The following is a 19603-nucleotide window of genomic DNA, read 5'->3' on the forward strand; positions in this document are numbered from 1 at the left end:
GCCAAAAGCTGCAAGGAGGTAGTCGCGTCCTCCACGGCGCGGCTATGGAGTGAATCTATGGGTCGACGCAGGATGGCCGTCCTCGGCTTGGCCGCGCTGTGCGTGTCGTTCGGTATCTCGGACGTCGATATCGCGGAAGCCCATGGTGGTGGAGGATCGACAGGCGTGGTCGCGTCCGCGCTCGCCGAGCGGACGACACCGGCGTACCGTCTCTGGTACACCCAGCCGGCGACGAGCTGGGAGCGTGAAGGCCTGCCGGTCGGCAACGGCTCGCTGGGCGGCGTGGTCTTCGGCGGCGTCAACGTCGAACGCCTGCAGTTCAACGAGAAGACGCTGTGGACGGGCGGGCCGGCGCCCGGCCGCGAGTACACCAACGGCAACTGGACCTCGCCACGTCCCGGCGCCTTGGCAGAGGCCCGTCGTCTCATCGACGAGCAGGTGCAGGTCGATCCCGAACGGATCACGGAATTGCTTGGCCAGCCGAAGGTCGGCTACGGCTCGTACACCACCTTCGGCGAGATTCGCCTGGACTTCGGCGACCTCGGACCGGTGCGCGACTACGTCCGGGACCTGACCTTGGACGAGGGGATCGCCTCGGTCAGCTTCGAGGCCGGCGGGGTGCGGTACCGGCGGGAGTTCTTCGCCAGCTATCCGGACCAGGTTCTGGTCACCCGCCTCACCGCCGACCAGCCCGGCGCGCTGACCTTCACCCTCAGCCAGACGGTCCCGGAAGGTCGCGGCAACACCCAGGTCACGCGAGACGGCGCCCGGCTCACGGTTGCGGGAAACCTCGACGACAACGGATTGCGGTTCGAGTCCCAGCTGCACGTCACCGCCGAGGGCGGCACGGTCAGCGGCACCGCCAGCACGGTCACGGTGACTGGCGCGGACGCGGTGACCATCGTCCTGGCCGCCGGTACCGACTACGCGGACGAGTACCCGACGTACCGGGGTGAGGACCCGCACGCGCGAGTGACCGCGACCGTCGACGCCGCGGCCGCCAAGCCGTACGCCGAGCTGCGGGCGGCGCACGTGGCCGACGTCGTGGCGCTCTTCGACCGCTTCCACCTCGACCTCGGCCAAGAGCTCCCTGACATCCCCACCGACGAGCTGCTGCGTCGGTACGGCGAGGGGACACTCGAGCCTGCGCACGCCCGCTACCTCGAGGCCTTGTACACCCAGTACGGCCGCTACCTGCTCATCGGCTCGTCGCGACCTGGGTCGCTGCCGGCGAACCTCCAGGGCGTCTGGGCCGAGGGGGTCTCGAACCCGTGGGGCGCGGACTACCACGTGAACATCAACCTGCAGATGAACTACTGGCTGGCGGAGGTGACCAACCTCGCCGAGACCACGCCGCCGCTGCACGAGTTCATCGACGCCCTGCGCGCGCCCGGGAGGGTCAGTGCGCGGGAGATGTTCGGCGCCGACGGCTGGGTCGTCCAGAACGAGACCAACCCGTTCGGCTACACCGGGGTCCACGACTGGTCGACCTCGTTCTGGTTCCCCGAGGCGGGCGCGTGGCTCACGCGCCACCTGTGGGAGCACTACCTGTTCACGCTGGACCGCGACTTCCTCGCCGACCGGGCCTATCCGGTGATGAAGGAGACCGCAAAGTTCTGGCTCGACTTCCTCGTCGAGGATCCCCGGGACGGCACCCTGGTCGTCTCGCCCAGCTACTCGCCCGAGCACGGCCCCTACACCGCGGGGGCGTCGATGTCGCAGCAGATCGTGTGGGACCTGCTGACCAACACCATCGCCGCGAGCGAGGAGCTCGGCGTCGACGAGGAGTTCCGCGAGCGGCTGAGAAAGACCCGGGACCGGCTGGACCCCGGCTTGCGAATCGGGTCGTGGGGGCAGCTGCAGGAGTGGAAGATCGACAACGACGACCCGACCAACGACCATCGCCACGTCTCGCACCTGTACGCGCTGCACCCCGGCAACCAGATCTCGCCCCGGACCACGCCGGAGTACGCCGAGGCGGCGCGGGTCTCGCTGCGGGCACGCGGTGACGGCGGCACCGGCTGGAGCAAGGCCTGGAAGATCAACTTCTGGGCCCGCCTGCTGGACGGCGACCACGCCCACACGATGCTGCGCGAGCAGCTCACCCATTCGACGCTGCCGAACCTGTGGGACACCCACCCGCCGTTCCAGATCGACGGCAACTTCGGCGGTACCGCCGGCGTCGCGGAGATGTTGGTGCAAAGTCACCTTGACGCCATCGACGTGCTGCCCGCGCTGCCACGCGTCTGGCGGAACGGCAGCGTCGACGGGCTCCGGGCGCGGGGCGCGTTCACGGTCGGGGTGACCTGGCGCGAGGGCGCGGTGACCGAGGTCCGCCTCCGGTCGGACAAGGGTCGGGACGCCGTGTTGCGCCACGAGGCCTTCCGCGGTCCGGTGCGGGTGTACGGGGCGGATGGCCGTCCTGCGCCGTTCCGCGTCGAAGGTGACCGGATCGTGCTGCCGACGAAGGCGGGCGCGAGCTATCGGATCGTTCCGCAGGCGGTCATCGCGACCGACGCGCCGGTGGAGGTCGTCCGGCCTGGCTCGCCGATCTCGGTCGATGTCACCGTGACGGCCAACGACCGGCGGGCCGTGCCGGCGACCCGGGTGTGGCTGGACACACCCGAGGGCTGGTCGGTGTCGGACACCGTCCAGCTCCCGCCGGTCCGGTCCGGGCGCTCGGCGACCGCGTCGTTCACGGTCGACCTGCCGGCCGACGTCGCGGACGGGACGTACGCGCTGACCGCGCGGGTCGCGTCCGACGACTGGACCGTGTCGAGCCGTGTCGTCGTCGACGTCGCGCGGGAGAACCTCGCCCTCGGCAAGGCGACGACGCAGTCGAGCACGGCCTTCGATGGTGAGGCGGCACGTGCCGTCGACGGGAACACCAGTGGTGTGTGGAGCGCGGGCTCGGTGACCCACACTGACTTCGAGCCCGAGGCATGGTGGCAGGTCGACCTCGGCGCCGTCACGGAGGTCGACGAGATCCGGGTGTGGAACCGGACGGACTGCTGCGCCGAGCGGTTGACGGACTTCTACGTCCACGTGTCCGACCGGCCGTTCGCGTCGACGTCCCTGGCGGAGACCCTGGCCGATCCGGACGTGTGGTCGTACCACCACGAGGGCACGGCCGGAACACCCAGCGTCGTGGAGGTCGGCAGGACTGGCCGGTACGTCCGGGTCCAGCTGGCCGGCGACAACGCGCTCTCGCTCGCGGAGGTCCAGGTCTACGGCGCATGAGCCGGTGAGCCGAGGGACCGCGTGCGAACCTCACGAACACCAGCACTTCGGGAGCACGGTCCGCGAGCACGCTCGCCTCGCAAAGTTGTGGGCCCCACCACGCGGTTGGTGGGGCCCACGTCAGGACAGCCGGCGCTCGCGCTGGCCTAGCGGAGGCGGACGAGCGCCTGCACCGGCCAGTGGTCGGAGGGGGTGTGTCCGTCACGGCTCCAGGTGTTGATGCCGATCTTGGAGACGCTCACCTGCGGCGTGACGAGGATCCAGTCGATCCGGTCGCCGCCCTCGACGGGCGTGGTGTTCCAGGAGTTGAACGTGTTGTACTCCGGGGTGAGTCGCTCGCTCGCACCCTCCCATGTGTCGACGAGCCCGCCTTCGGTGAGGATCTGGTACGACGCCGAGACGCCGGCCGTGCTGTTGAAGTCGCCGGTGACGATGACGGGCACGTCGAACTCGGCGACCACGTCCCGGACCATCTCGGCGCTGCGCTGACGCGAGTTCTCCGACTGGTGGTCGAAGTGGGTGTTGAGGTGCACGAACTCGCGTCCGGTCTTGAGGTCGTGGAAGCGCACCCACGTGAGCATGCGAATGACGGTGTTACCCCAGGTCGCCGAGCCGATGAGCCGCGGCGTGTCGGACAGCCACAGGTGGTCGTAGGCGACGGGTTGCAGGCGGTTGGTGTCGAAGTAGATCACCATGCCCTCGCCTTGGCTGCCGCCGTTGCGGAACAGGTGGATGAAGTCGTAGAAGGGCGGCAGCTCGTCGCGGATCTGCCGCGCCTGGTGGTAGAGGCCCTCCTGCGTCCCGAGGATCGTGGGGCGTTCCCGGCGCAGCTGCTCGGCGATCAGCGGCAGCCGCTCCGGCCACGAGTCCGGTGACGGGTCAGGCCGGTCGTATCGGATGTTGTACGTCATCACGTGGATGTCGTCGCCACGCGCGGGACCGATGAGCGGCGCCTCCGCCGCGTGGGCGGTGCGGGTGAACACACCGGAGACGATCGGGACGGCCCCGAGGGTCAATCCTGCGGTGAGAAGCGTGCGACGGCGCATGTCATCGGACACGGGAAACCTCCTTGCGGGGATGGCCGTCCCGGAGAGTAGAGAAGCCGCACGATCATGACGAGGCCTGTCGACGGCCGGTTGGGGTCAGATCGGTGAACCCTCGGTGTCGATGGGCGGGCGTGCTGCCGAGGAAGCTGACGACGCAGAGGCGGGTCGGCCCTGCAGGCACCGTCGAGGTGTCGTCAACCCTGCCTTGCGATCGTGGTCGTTTCCGGCATCGGCCACGGTGTGGTGGTGGACGGGTCCCATCGGGGGACCGGCGGGGCCCCTTCGGAGGACGACCGAAGGGACCCCGCCTCCCGATGGTCCGGTCGGTGCGAACCGGGCTAGGAACCGACGCGCGACTCGACGGGCAGGCCGGCCGCAACCCAGTCCTGGATGCCCTCGCGATACTTGCGCACGTTGCGGTAGCCAAGCTGCTCGAGCTTGGTGGCCACCGCCTGGCTGTTGCCGCACGCGGCGTTGGCGCAGTACGTCACGATCGCCGCGGCTCGGTCGGGGAGGAGCTCGGCGGCCCTGGTCGCGACGTCGGCCTCGACCAGGTTGATGGCCCCGGGCAGGTGCTGCTTCGCGTAGTACTCGGCGGGGAGGGTGTCGACGACGATCACTGTGCCGGCGGTGATCGCGGCCTGGAGCTCCTCGCGACTGATGAGTGCGGTCATGGTCCTTCCTTTCAGGTCAGGCGCGCCGGCGTCGGCCGACCGAGAGGCGTCGCTCGTCCGGCCGAACCGGACTACAGTCCTGTTCGACATGAGAGATAAAGGCGGACCACAGTCCGGTTATTCCCAGGACGTAGAGCTCCTCTCGATCGGCACCGAGCCGCGGAAGGAGCGGGCCGACGCAGCCCGGAACCGGGCCAGGATCCTCGCCGCCGCCGCGCGGCTCTTCGCCGTCCACGGCGTCGCGGCCGTCTCCATGGACCAGATCGCGGCCGAGGCCGGCGTCGGCAAGGGCACTCTCTTCCGTCGGTTCGGCGACAAGGCCGGGCTTGCGGTCGCCCTCCTCGACCAGCGCGAACGCGACCTGCAAGACGCGATCCTCAGCGGGCCGCCACCGCTCGGACCGGGCGCGCCACCGCTCGAGCGGCTCGTGGCGTTCCTCCGGGCGTATGCCGAGTTCCTCGACGAGAACCTGGAGCTCATCCACCTCTCGGAGACGGCGAGCCCGGGGGCCCGCTACCGCATCGGGGCGTACCGGCTGTGGCATCGCCACGTCGCTCTCCAGATCGCCGCGGCGCGGGACGACCTCGACGCCGAGTACCTGGCGCACGTCCTCCTCGCCCCGCTCGCCGCCGACCAGCGCAAGGCCCTGCGGGAGGAGTTCACGCTCAGCCGAGTCCAGGACGGCCTCGCCGGCGCCGCGCGCGCGATCGTCGAACAGCCGACCACCGGCCGACGTCGTCCGTCGTCCTCCCGGCGACAGCGCTCGTCGAGCCGTGGTCGCCAGGGCCGCTCGTCCACCCGACGAGGCGGCTCCTAGCGGCAAGGCCTCGAAGGTTCGACCGGCGCTTCCCAGCGTTCGTCCCGCGCGGGGGTCGCCAGACCGGCGCCACCGCTAGTCGGCTGGGGCCGGTGGCGCGGTTCGGTAGAGGCCGACGAACCCGATGCGCGGTGTTGCCCGAGCCTGGAGGACGTGGATGCGAAGTCTATCCGTGGTGATCGGCTCGTCCAGGACGAGGATCCGGCTGTAGCCGATCGTCGTCGCGGTCCGCGGTCCGCTCGTGGACGTCAAGCGGAGCCAGTCCGTTCCGTCCCAGGCCTCGACGACGAACTGCTCAACCTGCTGACCACGGGTGATGTCCTCACCGAGCCGTATCTGATCGAACGTCCGCGTCCCGGGCAGCCGAATCTCGACCGTGCCGGTGGTCGCCTTGCGTGGGGGCGACCAGGCGGTCGTCATGTCGTCGTCGGTCAGCAGCTCGATGAGCTTCCGGTCGCTCGGGGACGGCTCGGGATCGTTCGGCTGGCGTTCCAGCAGATTCGTCGCGTACGTGGCGCGGATGGCGGCGCCGAACGACCGCAGGACCGCCACGTCGTCCTCGTGCACGACACCGTCCGGCGTCGGTGGCACGTTGAGGAGCAGGACCGCGTTACGGCCGACGGACTGCTGGTAGGTCCGGACCAGGTCCTCGGCGCTCTTCGGCCGCTCCGTCGGGTGGAAGAACCACCCAGGCCGGATCGAGGTGTCGGCCTCGGCCGGGTACCACTGGAGGAACCGCACCCGTGGGTCGGCGAGCACGTGGCGGGACCCGATGTCCTCGGCCATGGCACCACCCGCGATGAGCCCTTCGTTGTGGGCGGTGTCGGGGTCACCGGTCATCGGGACGACGCTCCACTCGGTCGTCCGCGCGACGCCCGCCTCGTTCCCGACCCAGCGGGTTCCCTGCGGACCCGCGAAGACCAGCGTGTTCGGCGAGAGCTGTTTGATGAGCCAGAACCACGTCGTGAAGTCGTAGTCCTGGGTGATGCCCGAGCCGGACCACGGGTTGGCGCCGTCCAGCCACAGCTCGTCGATCGGGCCGTACTCGGTGAAGATCTCGTAGAGCTGGTTGAGGTAGTAGGCGTCGTAGTCGTTGACGGTCACCCGGAACGACGGCAGCTCGCCGGAGGCGACCTTCTCGGCTCGGTCGTCGTTGGGCACCAGCGTCGGGATGATGCGCGGCTTGGGCTCGCTGCCGTTGCCGAAGCGGCCCAGCCCGGCCGGGGGCGCCGGTGCGTCCTCGAGCGTGGCTCGCTCGGCGGCGTTGCGCTGGTCGGCCGGCTTGGCCTCGATCATCGGGATGTAGGTGTTCTTGTGCCACTCGTGTGGCAGCTCGGCGCCGTCGGAGGGCGAGAGATAGACCCCCACGCGCAAGCCTCTCGCGCGGGCGGCGTCGACGTAGCGACGCAGGATGTCGCCGTCCGGGTTGACGCATCCGACGTCGCGGACCTGCCAGTACGCGTCACCCAGCCCTTCGCGACGTCGCTCCTCGGCCCGCGCGCGGGCGGCGCGCACGGCGTCGGCGTCCTCGCAGCCGTCGAGACGCACCCACCACGGGCTGGCGATGACGGAGTGGGGCGTGTAGCGGGTGGGGTAGAGGACGAAACCGTCGTGGTGCTTGGCGGTGAGCATGGCCAAGCCCGCACCCATGTCCACGAAGCTGTCCATCCACTGGTCGACGTCGATCCGAATCGGCGCGAACCGCTCCTCCTTCTCCATGCCGGAGCCCCACTCCCGGTTGGTGAACGTGTTCATGCCGACGTGGGTGAAGCCGGTGACCTCGAGCCGCTGCCAGTCCAGGTGTCGCCGCTCCGGAACGATGGCGGACGCCTTGGCCAGGACGCGGTCGAAGCCATCGCACTCGAGGACCGGGAGGACGGGCGCGGGACGAATCGCGGACCGACAATCGGGGCTTGCCATGGGCGCCTCCACCTGGTGCGACGACGGGGACCCGGCATTCTCCGCCGCCGAGGGGGACGCCGCGCTCGAGGGTGCCGTGGCCAGCACCGACACCGTCAACGTCACGGCTGCGGCGACAGCGGGTGCGGTTCTCCGCGATCGGGCGGGGGTGTGGCCTCGTCGCGAGACCCCGTGGTGCCAGAAGCGAACCGCAGGATTCCAGGACGCGGGTGCGGACGCGGGCTCAGGCATCGTCGACTCCCCTTCGACGTGTGGCGCCTGTTGGCTCGTGAGCATGGTCGTGGCTCGTGAGCATGGTCGTCTGACTCGCGCTCGGAAAGGAACGTCCTGGCCTGGAACGGAACTGGCCTGCAAAGGACCGGTCTCCGAGAAACCGCGCAGAAGCCGGCCACGAAGAGGAACGACCCGGCACGGACCTCCCGGGAGCCGACCTGGACAGCATGACGTCGGCCACTTACGGAACAGAGCGGTGCTCGTCCTCGACAACGATTCCGGGCGTGACTTAGCTGGCACACGGTCGACGCGCGGCTGGTGCGAGGAGGGGGCGATGAAGGTCGTACGTCGGACGTTCGTGGTGGTCGCTGCCTTCCTGCTGCTCCTCGCGACACCCGTGGGCGTGGCGAGCGCCACCGCCCCCAACCCACCGCCCCAGGTGATTCCGTCCCTCACGAACTGGTCCGGCGGCCAGGGTACGGTCACGCTGTCCACGCGTACGCGCATCCTCGTCCAGCCGCGCGCCGTCCGGGTCCACCAGGACGCTCTCGAGTTCGCCCGGGAGCTCGAGGAGCGCACCGGCCACCGGCCTAGGGTCGTGCGCGGCCTGGCCGCGGCGAGGCCCGGCGACCTGGTGCTCGAGGTGGACCCGCAGCGACACGACCTGGGCGGTGAAGGCTACGACCTCCACATCGACGACGTCGTCCACGTCACCGGTGCCACGCCGACCGGCGTGTTCTACGGCACCCGCACCATCCTCCAGGTCCTCGCCACGACGGACGCCCTCCCGCGTGGTCGCACGATCGACGTCCCGACCTACCCGGAGCGGGGTGTGGGTGTCTGCGCGTGCTACATCCACGTCTCGATGGCGTGGTTCGAGCGCCTGATGAGGGACATGGCCTACCTCAAGCTCAACCAGCTCTGGATCGAGGCGAAGGTCAAGAGCGACCGGTACCCGGGAACGGTGTTCTGGGGCTACTACACCAAGGACGAGGTGCGGCGGCTGTCGGCTCTGGCGCGGAAGTACCACATCACCCTGGTGCCGGAGATCAACTCGCCCGGCCACATCGACCCCTACCTGGAGAACTATCCCGAGCTGCAGCTCGTCGACCGCTACGGCAACCGGCAGCCGTCACGGCTCGACATCACCAAGCCGGAGGCGTTCGACTTCCTCACCGGTCTCATCGACGAGGCGCTCGAGGTGTGGGACACGCCGTACTGGCACATGGGCGCGGACGAGTACATGCTCGGCTCGGCGTACGAGGACTATCCCCACATCCTCGAGTACGCCCGCGAGAAGTTCGGCCCCGACGCGACACCCCAGGACGCGTTCGTCGACTTCATCAACCGGGTGAACGCGCACGTCAAGAGCAAGGGCAAGACCCTGCGCATCTGGAACGACGGTCTCGCGGGCGAGAACACGATTCCGCTGGACCCGGACATCGTCGTCGAGCACTGGGACGGCCGCTCCCACATCCTGCGTCCGTCGCAGTTGCTCGAGGCCGGCCACCGGGTCATGAACTCCTCGTACGCGCTGTACCTCGTGCGGGGCGGCTTCCAGACCGACACCCGGCAGCTGTATGAGACCGACTGGACGCCGCTGCGCTTCGAGAACGAGACGCTGACTGCACGACACCCCGATCTTACCGGCGCCAAGATCACGATGTGGCCCGACAACGGTCGGGGGCACACGGAGAACGAGGTCGAGGTCCAGGCGTTCATGCCGCTGCGCCACCTCGCGCTGACCACGTGGGGCGGGCCGAAGCCGACCGACTCGTACGACGAGTTCGTGGCGCTGGCCGAGGCGATCGGTCACGCGCCGGGCTGGGAGAACATCGACCGTCAGCCACTGCCCGCGGGCACCTACGCGTTCGTGGACGTGACGCCGAAGGGAGCCCGTGACGTTCCGCCAGGCGGCGACCGGCTGGCCCCCCTGGCGGCGGAGCCAGGGGCGGCCGCCGGCTTCGTCGCCGGATCCTCCGCGACGTGGGACCTGCTGCCCACCTCGGACGGCTACTACCGCCTCCGGTCGACGGGGACCGACGTGTGCCTGACGATCGAGGAGGGGCGACGGTACCTCAACGTGCCGCTCGAGGCTGGCGCGCCGTTCACGCTCATCGAATGCTCGACGGCCGCGTCGCAGAAGACCCAGCGCTGGCAGCTGGTCCCTGGTCCGGGCGGGGCCGTTCGACTGGTCAACGCCGTCTCCCAGCTGCCGGTGACCCGAGGGGAGGCGGACGTCGCCGTGCAGATGCCGCCCGACGAGCGCACGCCGGCGCTGTTCACGGCTGTCCCTCTTGACTGAGGGGCTGTCCTTCTCGACCGAGCGACCCTCTCCCCTGTCTCCCCCGCAGACTCCCTCCCCTCCAGACTCCCCTGGAGAGGCCGCCGACCGCGGGTGCGCGAGCCAGGGCGTCGGTGGGCGCGAGCGGTCAGGGCAGGCTCGCGCCGGAGGTCTGGCGCTGGCGGGCGGACAGGATGCGCCGCGCCACCTGCCCCGCTCGCGCCCCGTAGCTCCCGCCGTACATCGCCGCGTGCGCCAGCAGCGGGTGCAGGTGGTGGATGAGCAACCGGTCCCGCCAGCCGTCGGCGAGAGGGTAGACCTCCTGGTACGCCGCGAGGAGTCGGTCGAGGTGCGGCGCGCCGAACAGGACGAGCGTGGCCAGGTCGCTCTCCCGATGTCCGCCGTACGCGGCCGGGTCCACCAGACGAGGGACGCCATCGGGCGACCAGATGATGTTGCCGGACCAGAGGTCGCCATGGATGCGTGCGGGCGGCTCCGGTGGTCCGGCGAGCTCGTCGAGGTGGTCCAGCACTCCGCAGATCGCGTTGGCGTCGCCGGCGTCGAGGCGGCCTCGGTTGAACGCCATCCGCAAGTACGGCTCCACCCGGTAGCGACCGTAGAACTCCGGCCACCGCTCGCTGGGCGCGTTGGGTTGCGGCAGAGGGCCGATGAAGCCGTCGACCTCCGCGCCGAACGTCGGCGCCCCGGCGAGGTGGGTGTGAGCCAGCGCTCGACCCAGCCGCTCGGCGGCCTCCGGTGTCGGGCGCCCGGTCTCCACCCAGCTCAGGACCAGACACTCCCGGTCGTACCCCAGGACCTCTGGGACCGCGGCGGCGTCCTCTCCGGCCGCGCGAAGCCAGGCGAGGTTGCGGGCTTCGGTCGCGAAGAAGCTCTCAGGGGCGCCAGGCCGGGTCTTGACGAAGACGCTACGCCCGTCGCCGAGACGGACGCGGGTCGCGACACAGAGGTTGCCACCGGCTACCGGGCTGGTCGCGATGACCGCGGTGCCGAGGAGACCTTCCACGTGGTACGCGATGCTTGCCTGCCGAGCCATTCGTCGATAGTAGGTCGCTCGGTCACAAAATGTGCAGTTTTGATATCTCTATGTGATTACGAGTGGGTCTCTCGGCGTGTCCGGTCGCGACGGGTCGGCCCTAGTCCTCGTCTTCAGTCCTCGTCTTCCTCGCCGAGGATGCGCAGGATCCGTGTGCGCGTCTCTCGGAGGATCTGCGCGATCCGCCGGAGCTGCGCCTCGTTGGCGCCCTGGGCGGCGCTCATCGCGGTCACCATCAGGCTCATGCCCGCCGCGCGCAGCTCCGCCCACGGCGAGTCGGCCGGCTCCGTCAGGTCCTCCCACGGGGCGGCCCCACCGCGCGCGTCGACCTCAGCGCGGCCCGCGTCGGTGAGCGAGTACACCTTCTTGCCGTCCCGCTCGGTGGCCGTCACCAGGCCTTCGTCCTCCAAGAGCTGGAGGGTCGGGTAGATCGATCCGGGACTGGGCCGCCAGATACCTCCCGTGCGGTCACGCAGCTCCCGGATCATCTCGTAGCCGTGCATCGGCTGGTCGCTCTCGGCGAGGAGGTGGAGGATCGCCGCGCGGATGTCGCCGCGGCGAGCCCGAGGACCGCGTCGGAAGCCATGGGGGCCGAACCACGCTCCCCAGCCGCCCCAGGAACCGGCGCCACCCCACGGGGCGCCCCAGGGACCGAACCCGCCGGCGTGCGGACCTCCGCTGTGGAACCGGCGGCGGTGTGCCCGGAACCCCCGCCCGCCCGTGGGCCCCGCGGTGCTCTCGAACGTCCGCCAGAGGGCGTGCGGGAGCGCGCCTAGCAGGCGCCCGAACGGCCACGTGTGCCTCGGTGACCCGAACGGCGATGTCCCGAACAGCGGTGTCCCGGACGGTGATGTGTGGTGTGCTCTCACGCTCGCACACTCCTCCCTCGCGCTTGACGATGCTTCACGATACCTTGACGATGCTTCACGATATATCGCCGATACAGCGTCGACAAGGGTGTCGCGAGGCGACAGGGGCGAGCGGAGCTGAGGCGAGCGCGAGGCAGTGGTGCGGTGGCGAGACAGCGGCGTGCGAGGCCGAGGGATCAGTTCGCGGGTGCAGGAAGTCGCGGGTGCCGGAAACCGGGGTGGTCGGCGGGGAGCGAGCGCCGGACGACCCACGCACTGACCGCCACACACGCGGCCACGAGCGGCCAGCTCAGCGCGACCCGGGCGATGCCAAGCGCGACCACGGCGTTCGCCGCGTACAAGACCCCGAACACCACCACCCGGACGGTGTACTGGCAGACCCACACCCAGGACGCGCGGCAGTACGCGCGGAGCAGGTCCGGGTCCCTGCGCCAGCGAGTTCGCTGCCCAAGGGCCGCGCCCACCACGACGCCGAGGAGGGGCCAGCGGACCACGATGCTGACGGCCCAGGCCAGGGCGCTCGCCGCGTTGCTCGCGAGCTGGACCAGGAAGAAGTCGACTGCCCGACCGGTTCGAAGGGCGACGGTGGCCGCGACCGCCACGCCGAGCAGCCCGAGGAGGACCGCGCGAGGGCGGGTGCCGCGCAGCAGGCGGTATCCGGCGAGGAGGACGGCCACCGCGATCGCGGCGCCGGCGCCGGCGCCGATGGAATGACCGGACACGAGCCAACCCACGACGAACGCGACCGGTGGCAGAGTGGCGTCGGTGGACGCCCGCCAGCCGCCGAGCAGCTGCGACAGCGACTCCGGGCCGGTCGTCTCCGGACGGGACTGCTCGAGGTCAGGCACGTGCACGGCACTTAGCCTGCCCTAACCAGCGTCGGGGTGGAGAGGGCTTCGGCGGCCGGTGGTTGTGGTATGGCCCACCCCGGCGCCTCGTAACCTCTCGGTTACGCGGTAACCCTAAGGTGAAGCCATGACCGCACCTGGACCTCGCCTGCGACGCGCCCTCGAGGGCATCCCGTCGTACAAGCCAGGCCGTTCGGCGACGTCGGCGACGGGGCGGCCGACGTACAAGCTCTCCAGCAACGAGTACCCTTTCCCGCCGCCGCCCGAGCTGGTCGACGCCGTTCGTCGAGCGGCGGAGACGATCAACCGCTACCCCGACCTGACCTCCGGACGACTGGTGGCGAAGCTCTCCGAGCGGTTGGGGGTTCCGACGAGCCACCTGGCCGTCGGCACCGGCTCGGTCGCCCTCCTCTACCACCTGCTGCACGCGGTCTGCGAGCCCGGCGACGAGGTGATCTACGCCTGGCGCTCGTTCGAGGCGTACCCGGTCGCCGCACAGGTGGCCGGCGCCACCAGGATCGAGGTGCCACTGACCCCGGATGCCCGGCTCGACCTCGACGCCATGGCGGAGCGGGTCACCGATCGGACGCGTGCGATTCTCGTCTGCACGCCGAACAACCCGACCGGTCCGGTCGTCCATCACGACGAGCTTGCGGCGTTCCTCGCGCGAGTGCCCACGGACGTTCTCGTCCTCGTCGACGAGGCCTACCTGGAGTTCGTCCGCGACCCGAACGCCGCTGACGCGCTCGCCCTCTATCGCGAGCACCCCAACGTCTGCCTGCTCCGGACCTTCTCCAAGGCCTACTGCCTGGCCAACCTGCGGGTCGGGTACGCGATCGCGCACGAGCCGGTGGCCGACGCGCTGCGCGCGTGCGCGCCGCCGTTCGCGGTCTCGTCGCTGGCCGAGGAGGCGGCGCTGGCGGCGCTGGCCTGCGAGGACGTCCTGCTGGCGGCGGTGGAGCGACTGGTCGAGGAACGGCGCAGGGTCGCCGTGGCGCTCCGCGAGTACGGCTTCGACGTCCCCGCCACCGAGGCCAACTTCGTCTGGCTTCCCTTGGGCGACGAGGCGGAGGTGTTCGCCGCCGCGTGCGAGGCGGAAGGCGTCATCGTGCGCACGTTCGCCGGAGACGGCTGTCGGATCAGCATCGGCGAGCAGAAGGCGAACGACCTCGTGCTCGAAGTGGCGGCCCGGTGGGCCTCGAGTCGCGGACTCTCCTCCCGCGACCACCGCTGAGGGTGCTGCTGGCGCGGAGCCGTGCCGAAAGGGAACCGCTGGCGTTGCGTCCAGCCGCCGCGCCGTCATTGCCGGTTATGGCCACCGCAGCCAGCTCCCGAGATCGACGCGAGCGTTCAGCCCGGGGGATGCCACCGTTACGCTTCCCGCCATGACGCTCCTCGGGCAGCTCCTGCGGGGAACCCTCGTGGGTGTGGGCCTTGTCCTCCAAGCACTCGTGGGCCTCGACGTGTCCGGCGTCGAGCTCGGCCCCCTCGACCTCAACGACGACCAGCTCCCCCTCTTCCCCTGGATCGGGCTGGGCTTCCAGCTGTCGGCTGTCGCGCTCGCCGTCGGCGCGGTCGCGCGCGTGCAGGCCGCGATGGTCGAGGAGGAGGACGACGAGACGATCGGTGACGTCCAGCGCGACGACAGACGCGCGCGTGGTCGGGTCGAGACCGAGTTCCCGGGCCGGAGCGAGGTGCCGACCCGGACTGAGACGACGGGTCGCACTGACCGGCCGGGCGGTGCTGAGCTGGCAGGCGGCGCTGACGTGACGAGCGGCATGGCAGGCCGCACGGAGATGCCGGGCTACGGCGGTCTCGCCGGCGATGACCCGCACGGTGAGGGCTACCACACCACGCGCTGGCACGACTACCCGCCCCACCGGGCCCACGAGGAGTCGTCGGAGCCGGCCACCGAGCGCCCCGCAGGCTATCCGATGGAATCCGCGTACCAAGGGATGGAACCGTACTCCGGCGCGCAGCAGAGCGGTTCCAGTCACCGGGGGATCGATCCGACGGTGGCCGATCCCGCGTCGGCGGATCCCACGAGAAGCGATCCCACCCAGGATCTGCACCGCCCGTCCGAAGCCGATCCGTGGTCTCAGCGGTTCCCCGGCCCGGAGCACGCCTCGTTCGACGATCACACGCCCTATCCGCAGGCCTACGACTATCCACGAGACGAGGATCGTCTGTCAGGACCCGACCACTATCTGTCGACGCCTGGCCACCTGTCGCCATCCGACCACTCCCGCAGGGATCCGTCGTCCCCTCGGCCAGACCACTACTCGGCACCAGACCGCTACTCGGCGTCAGACCGTTACCCGACACCAGACCGCTACCCGGCATCAGACCACAGCGCGGCACCGGAGCAACGGTCCGAGCAGTGGCCCCCCTCACCACGTGGCCGCCGTGCGCTGCCCGGGCAATCGGGTCTGCCTTCGCAGGAGAACCAGCCACGCTGGCCCGGTGACCAGTCGTTCCAGTGACCGGATCCGGTCTTCCGGCGCTTGGGCGTGGCCGCTCATTGGCCGTGGCCACTTACGGATGGCTGGATCCTCGCTCATCGGCCGTATTCGATTGACGCAAAGCCTTACCCTGGACGAGGTCATCGTTGACCTGGCCGGATTGTGGGGAGGCCTTCACGCGATCCGGCGGAGCTTCCCGCGTGTCCTTCGGTCGATACCTCGGTGAGGAGTGGCCTACTCGACCATGCCATCAGATACCTCGGCGGTTGCCGCCCAGCAGGACTCTGAGACGTCCAGTCATCAACCTCGGTTCCATCGCCTTCACGCTCTGTGGAGGTTGCGCTCCTACCTTCGGCCGTACGTAGGCCGGCTGATCTTCATGCTCTTCGCCGCCCTCGCGGGGGTGGGCGCGAGCCTGGCGATCCCCCTCGTGATCCGAGAGATCATCGACGGTCCCATCGCCCACCGAGACAGCAAGGGTCTGGTGCTGTTGGGACTGCTCGCGATCTTCCTCGGTGTCACCGAGGCGTTCCTCATCCTGGTTCGGCGCTGGATCCAGTCTCGTGCCGTCCTCGGCCTGGAGACGAAGATCCGCGACGACCTCTACGAGCACCTGCAACGACTGCCGATGGCGTTCCACGGTGGCTGGCAGAGCGGTCAGCTGCTCTCCCGCGCCACCACGGACCTGTCGGTCATCCGACGCTTCCTCGGCTTCGGCCTGCTCTTCCTCATCACCAACGTCGTGCAGCTGACCACGGTCACCGTGCTGTTGCTGCGCATGTACTGGCCGCTGGGGCTCGTCGTGGCGGCCTCGGCCGTGCCGATCATCATGCTGTCGCTGCGCTTCGAGAAGCGCTACATCCGCATCTCGCGGCAGGTCCAGGACGAGCAGGGTGACCTGGCGACCGTCATCGAGGAGAGCGCCGTCGGCATCCGGGCGATCAAGTCCTTCGGACGCCGGCACTACATCTTCGACATCTTCGATGAAGGCGCCCGGCAGGTCTACGCCACCTCGATGGAGAAGGTTCGCCTGTCCTCCAGGTTCTGGACGTTCCTGGGCTTCGTGCCCAACGTCACCCTGGCGATCGTGCTCCTCCTCGGCGCGGTCGCCGTGGGCTGGGGGTCGCTGACGCTCGGCACGCTCGTCGCCTTCACCACGCTCATGCTCCAGCTCGTCTGGCCCATCGCGTCGCTCGGCCACATCCTCGCCATGGCTCAGGAGGCCATGACGGCTGCCGAGCGGGTCATGGAGGTGCTCGACACCAAGCCGACGATCACGAGCGGCTCGCTCGAGCTCGCCAACCCCAAGGGTCACCTGCGGTTCGAGGGAGTGAGCTTCCGGTTCCCCGACGACGACACCGACGTCTTGCGCGACGTCTGGCTCGACGTCCGCCCGGGCGAGACGGTGGCCATCGTCGGAGCCACCGGATCCGGCAAGACGACACTCACCGCGCTGGTTCCTCGGCTGTTCGACGTCACCGGCGGTCGCATCACGATCGACGGTCATGACATCCGTGACCTGACCCTGCCGTGCCTCCGGTCGATCGTCGCGACGGCGTTCGAGGAACCCACGCTGTTCTCCATGAGCGTCCGGGAGAACCTCACCCTCGGTCGCCCCGACGCGACGGACGAGGAGATCCGCGAGGCGCTCGAGGTGGCCCAGGCGACGTTCGTCTACGACCTGCCGTGGGGGCTGGACACCCGGATCGGTGAGCAGGGCATGGCGTTGTCGGGTGGCCAGCGCCAGCGGCTGGCGCTCGCGCGTGCCGTCCTGACCAAACCGAAGATCCTCGTGCTCGACGACACGCTGTCCGCGCTCGACGTCGAGACGGAGGCGCTCGTCGAGCAGGCGCTCCGTCACGTGCTCGAGTCGGCGACCGGGATCGTCGTCGCCCACCGGGCGTCGACGGTGCTGCTGGCGGACAAGGTGGCGCTGTTGCAGAACGGCACGATCACGCACGTCGGCACGCACCACGAGCTGCTGGAGAAGGTTCCGCAGTACCGCGAGCTGCTCGCCCAGGATGCCGACCTCGACGCGGAGGAGGTGCTGTCGTGACGACCTCCTCCACCTCGACCGCTCCTGCCGAGCCCAAGGACGGGGTTCGGGACCCCCGCACCGCCAAGGGCGGTGTGGACACCCGCGACTGGCGAGGAGTCGCCGCGGAGCAGCACGACGACGTTCCCGAGAAGGCGTCGCTGTTCCTGCGGGAACGCTCGCGGCGGCTGCTCGGGGACCTGCTCCGGCCGCACAAGAAGGTGCTCCTCTGGCTGGTCGCGATCGTCATCGCCGAGAACGGCCTTCGGCTGGCGATCCCGTACCTGGTCAAGGTCGGCATCGACCGGGGCATCCCACCTTTGATCGCGAACGAGGGCGCGACCACGCTCTTCACCGTGGTCGCCGCGATCGTGGTGGCGGCGGTCGGCCAAGCCGCGACGCGGCAAGCCTTCCTCCAGCTGTCCGGTCGGATCGGCCAGGACATCCTGCTGGAGCTGCGGCGTCGGGTCTTCAACCACTTCCAGAAGCTGTCGCTCGGCTTCCACGAGAAGTACACGTCTGGCCGGGTGGTTTCCCGGCTGACCTCCGACATCGACGCCATCTACGAGCTGTTGCAGTCGGGGTTCGACGGGCTCGTCAGCGCGGTGCTCACGCTCGTGGGTACCGCGATCCTGCTGCTCTTCCTCGACGTGCACCTGGGTCTCGTGGCGCTCGTGCCCATCCCGATCCTGCTCGTCTTCACGCAGTGGTTCCGGCGGCAGTCGAGCATCGCCTACCGCCGGACCCGGGAGACGGTCGCGGCCGTCATCGTCCACTTCGTCGAGTCGATGACGGGTATCCGGGCCGTGCAGGCCTTCCGGCGCGAGCCGCGCAACCAGGAGATCTTCGAGGAGCTGAACATCGCCTACCGCGACGCCAACATGCGGGGCATGCGGCTCGTGGCGGTGTTCATGCCGGGCGTCAAGGTCATCGGCAACCTCACCGTCGCCGCGATCATGTTGTACGGCGGATGGCTGGCGTTCCACGACGAGGTGACCGTCGGTGTGCTCGCCGCCTTCCTGCTGTACCTGCGGCAGTTCTACGAGCCGATGCAGGAGATCAGCCAGTTCTACAACACCTTCCAGTCGGCCAGCGCCGCGCTGGAGAAGCTGTCGGGTGTCCTGGAGGAGGAGCCCGACGTGCCCGAGCCGGCCAAGCCGGTGCCGCTCCGTCACCCGCGCGGTGAGGTCCGCTTCGAAGGTGTCGCGTTCGGGTATCGCCGGCAGCCGGCCGACCGCAAGCAGGCCGAGGCCTCGGACCAGTCCGAGGAGCCGCAGCTGGTCCTACCGCGTCTCGACCTCCGGATTCCCGCTGGTCAGACGGTCGCCCTCGTCGGCGCGACCGGTGCGGGCAAGACGACGCTGGCCAAGCTGCTCGCCCGGTTCTACGACCCGTTGGAGGGTCGGGTCACGCTCGACGGGGTGGACCTGCGGGACCTCGACGAGGCGACCCTGCGCCGCGCGGTGGTGATGGTGACGCAGGAGAACTTCCTGTTCAGCGGCACCGTGGCGGACAACATTCGGTTCGGTCGTCCGGACGCGTCGAGGAAGGAGATCATCGCCGCCGCCCAGGCGATCGGTGCGCATGAGTTCATCTCGGCGTTGCCGCAGGGGTACGACACCGAGGTGGGCAAGCGCGGTGGTCGGCTCTCCGCCGGCCAGCGTCAGCTCGTGGCCTTCGCCCGTGCCTTCCTCGCCAATCCGGCGGTGCTCATCCTCGACGAGGCGACGTCGAGTCTCGACGTGCCCAGTGAGCGGCTGGTCCAGCGCGCCCTGCGTACGATCCTGGCCGAGCGGACGGCGTTGATCATCGCGCACCGGCTCTCGACGGTGGAGATCGCCGACCGGGTGCTGGTGATGGAGCGCGGTCGGATCGTCGAGGACGGTCCACCCGACCAGCTCATCGCTCGAGCCGGCCGGTTCGCCGACCTGCACCGGGCCTGGTTGGACAGCCTGGCCTGAGCCGGCTCACCGTCGAACGAGGCTGGCGGGGGCTCGAGCAGCGTGGACGGTGTGGGACGGAGACAGCCTCCGTCCCACACCGTCGCCTCCGTCCCGCACCTTCCCTCGTGTCTCAGCTCGCGACGGTGCGTGTTCCAGTCCGCGACGTCCAGTCGGCGACTGTGTACGGTGCGCGACTCG

At 69.7% G+C, this 19603-nt stretch carries 13 protein-coding genes; 7 read left to right on the forward strand and 6 right to left on the reverse strand.

Annotated elements, in window-relative coordinates:
* Positions 1-57: 57 nt before the first annotated feature.
* Positions 58-3240: a glycosyl hydrolase family 95 catalytic domain-containing protein gene (locus DFJ64_RS09865; protein WP_115850204.1), complete on the forward strand. Its 3183-nt coding sequence runs from the start codon at positions 58-60 to the stop codon at positions 3238-3240.
* Between the two features lie 146 nt (positions 3241-3386).
* Here DFJ64_RS09865 and DFJ64_RS09870 read toward each other — a convergent pair whose 3' ends face one another.
* On the reverse strand, positions 3387-4298 hold the full coding sequence (locus tag DFJ64_RS09870) for an endonuclease/exonuclease/phosphatase family protein (protein WP_245941045.1): 912 nt from the start codon (positions 4296-4298) through the stop codon (positions 3387-3389).
* A gap of 326 nt (positions 4299-4624) precedes the next feature.
* Positions 4625-4960 carry a rhodanese-like domain-containing protein gene (locus DFJ64_RS09875; RefSeq protein ID WP_115850205.1) on the reverse strand — a complete coding sequence of 112 codons (336 nt, stop codon included), beginning with the start codon at positions 4958-4960 and terminating at the stop codon, positions 4625-4627.
* Positions 4961-5048: 88 nt separating this feature from the next.
* Here DFJ64_RS09875 and DFJ64_RS09880 point away from each other — a divergent pair, with 88 nt between their 5' ends.
* The gene (locus DFJ64_RS09880; RefSeq protein ID WP_115851959.1) at positions 5049-5777 is read left to right on the forward strand and encodes a TetR/AcrR family transcriptional regulator; all 729 of its coding nucleotides are present in this window, start codon (positions 5049-5051) and stop codon (positions 5775-5777) included.
* Positions 5778-5852: 75 nt separating this feature from the next.
* Here the strand turns inward: DFJ64_RS09880 and DFJ64_RS09885 are convergent, their stop codons facing one another.
* The gene (locus DFJ64_RS09885) at positions 5853-7697 is read right to left on the reverse strand and encodes an alpha-L-fucosidase (RefSeq protein WP_115850206.1); all 1845 of its coding nucleotides are present in this window, start codon (positions 7695-7697) and stop codon (positions 5853-5855) included.
* Positions 7698-8244: 547 nt separating this feature from the next.
* On the opposite strand from DFJ64_RS09885, the gene DFJ64_RS09890 reads away from it, so the two are divergent.
* Positions 8245-10215 carry a family 20 glycosylhydrolase gene (locus DFJ64_RS09890; RefSeq protein ID WP_115850207.1) on the forward strand — a complete coding sequence of 657 codons (1971 nt, stop codon included), beginning with the start codon at positions 8245-8247 and terminating at the stop codon, positions 10213-10215.
* Positions 10216-10342: 127 nt separating this feature from the next.
* On the opposite strand, the gene DFJ64_RS09895 is transcribed toward DFJ64_RS09890, so the two are convergent.
* From DFJ64_RS09895 to DFJ64_RS09905, 3 genes are all read right to left on the reverse strand, one after another.
* A complete protein-coding gene (locus tag DFJ64_RS09895) occupies positions 10343-11248 on the reverse strand; it encodes a fructosamine kinase family protein (protein WP_115850208.1) in 906 nt (301 codons plus the stop codon).
* A 113-nt stretch (positions 11249-11361) separates the two neighbouring features.
* Positions 11362-12117, reverse strand: coding sequence for a PadR family transcriptional regulator (locus DFJ64_RS19895; protein ID WP_245941046.1), 756 nt, complete (start codon positions 12115-12117; stop codon positions 11362-11364).
* Between the two features lie 176 nt (positions 12118-12293).
* Positions 12294-12971 carry a DUF3159 domain-containing protein gene (locus DFJ64_RS09905; protein ID WP_245941047.1) on the reverse strand — a complete coding sequence of 226 codons (678 nt, stop codon included), beginning with the start codon at positions 12969-12971 and terminating at the stop codon, positions 12294-12296.
* A gap of 121 nt (positions 12972-13092) precedes the next feature.
* On the opposite strand from DFJ64_RS09905, the gene hisC reads away from it, so the two are divergent.
* From hisC to DFJ64_RS09925, 4 genes are all read left to right on the forward strand, one after another.
* Positions 13093-14199, forward strand: coding sequence for a histidinol-phosphate transaminase (gene hisC, locus DFJ64_RS09910; RefSeq protein WP_115850209.1), 1107 nt, complete (start codon positions 13093-13095; stop codon positions 14197-14199).
* Positions 14200-14350: 151 nt separating this feature from the next.
* Positions 14351-15448 carry a chromosomal replication initiator protein DnaA gene (locus DFJ64_RS09915; RefSeq protein ID WP_115850210.1) on the forward strand — a complete coding sequence of 366 codons (1098 nt, stop codon included), beginning with the start codon at positions 14351-14353 and terminating at the stop codon, positions 15446-15448.
* Positions 15449-15764: 316 nt separating this feature from the next.
* On the forward strand, positions 15765-17483 hold the full coding sequence (locus tag DFJ64_RS09920; RefSeq protein WP_425452186.1) for an ABC transporter ATP-binding protein: 1719 nt from the start codon (positions 15765-15767) through the stop codon (positions 17481-17483).
* Positions 17480-19423 (forward strand): ABC transporter ATP-binding protein, encoded by a 1944-nt coding sequence (locus DFJ64_RS09925; RefSeq protein ID WP_211310556.1) that lies wholly within the window; start codon positions 17480-17482, stop codon positions 19421-19423. The genes DFJ64_RS09920 and DFJ64_RS09925 overlap by 4 nt, the downstream gene beginning before the upstream one ends.
* Positions 19424-19603 lie beyond the last annotated feature (180 nt).

Source organism: Thermasporomyces composti, from assembly GCF_003386795.1.
Lineage (GTDB): Bacteria > Actinomycetota > Actinomycetes > Propionibacteriales > Actinopolymorphaceae > Thermasporomyces > Thermasporomyces composti.

Bases quoted from the DNA above. Each gene is read 5' to 3' on its own strand.
- DFJ64_RS09885 (WP_115850206.1), bottom strand. From the start codon at position 7,697: ATGGCAAGCCCCGATTGTCGGTCCGCGATTCGTCCCGCGCCCGTCCTC.
- DFJ64_RS09895 (WP_115850208.1), bottom strand. From the start codon at position 11,248: ATGGCTCGGCAGGCAAGCATCGCGTACCACGTGGAAGGTCTCCTCGGC.
- DFJ64_RS09875 (WP_115850205.1), bottom strand. From the start codon at position 4,960: ATGACCGCACTCATCAGTCGCGAGGAGCTCCAGGCCGCGATCACCGCC.
- DFJ64_RS09880 (WP_115851959.1), top strand. From the start codon at position 5,049: ATGAGAGATAAAGGCGGACCACAGTCCGGTTATTCCCAGGACGTAGAG.
- DFJ64_RS09865 (WP_115850204.1), top strand. From the start codon at position 58: ATGGGTCGACGCAGGATGGCCGTCCTCGGCTTGGCCGCGCTGTGCGTG.
- DFJ64_RS09915 (WP_115850210.1), top strand. From the start codon at position 14,351: ATGACGCTCCTCGGGCAGCTCCTGCGGGGAACCCTCGTGGGTGTGGGC.
- hisC (WP_115850209.1), top strand. From the start codon at position 13,093: ATGACCGCACCTGGACCTCGCCTGCGACGCGCCCTCGAGGGCATCCCG.
- DFJ64_RS09890 (WP_115850207.1), top strand. From the start codon at position 8,245: ATGAAGGTCGTACGTCGGACGTTCGTGGTGGTCGCTGCCTTCCTGCTG.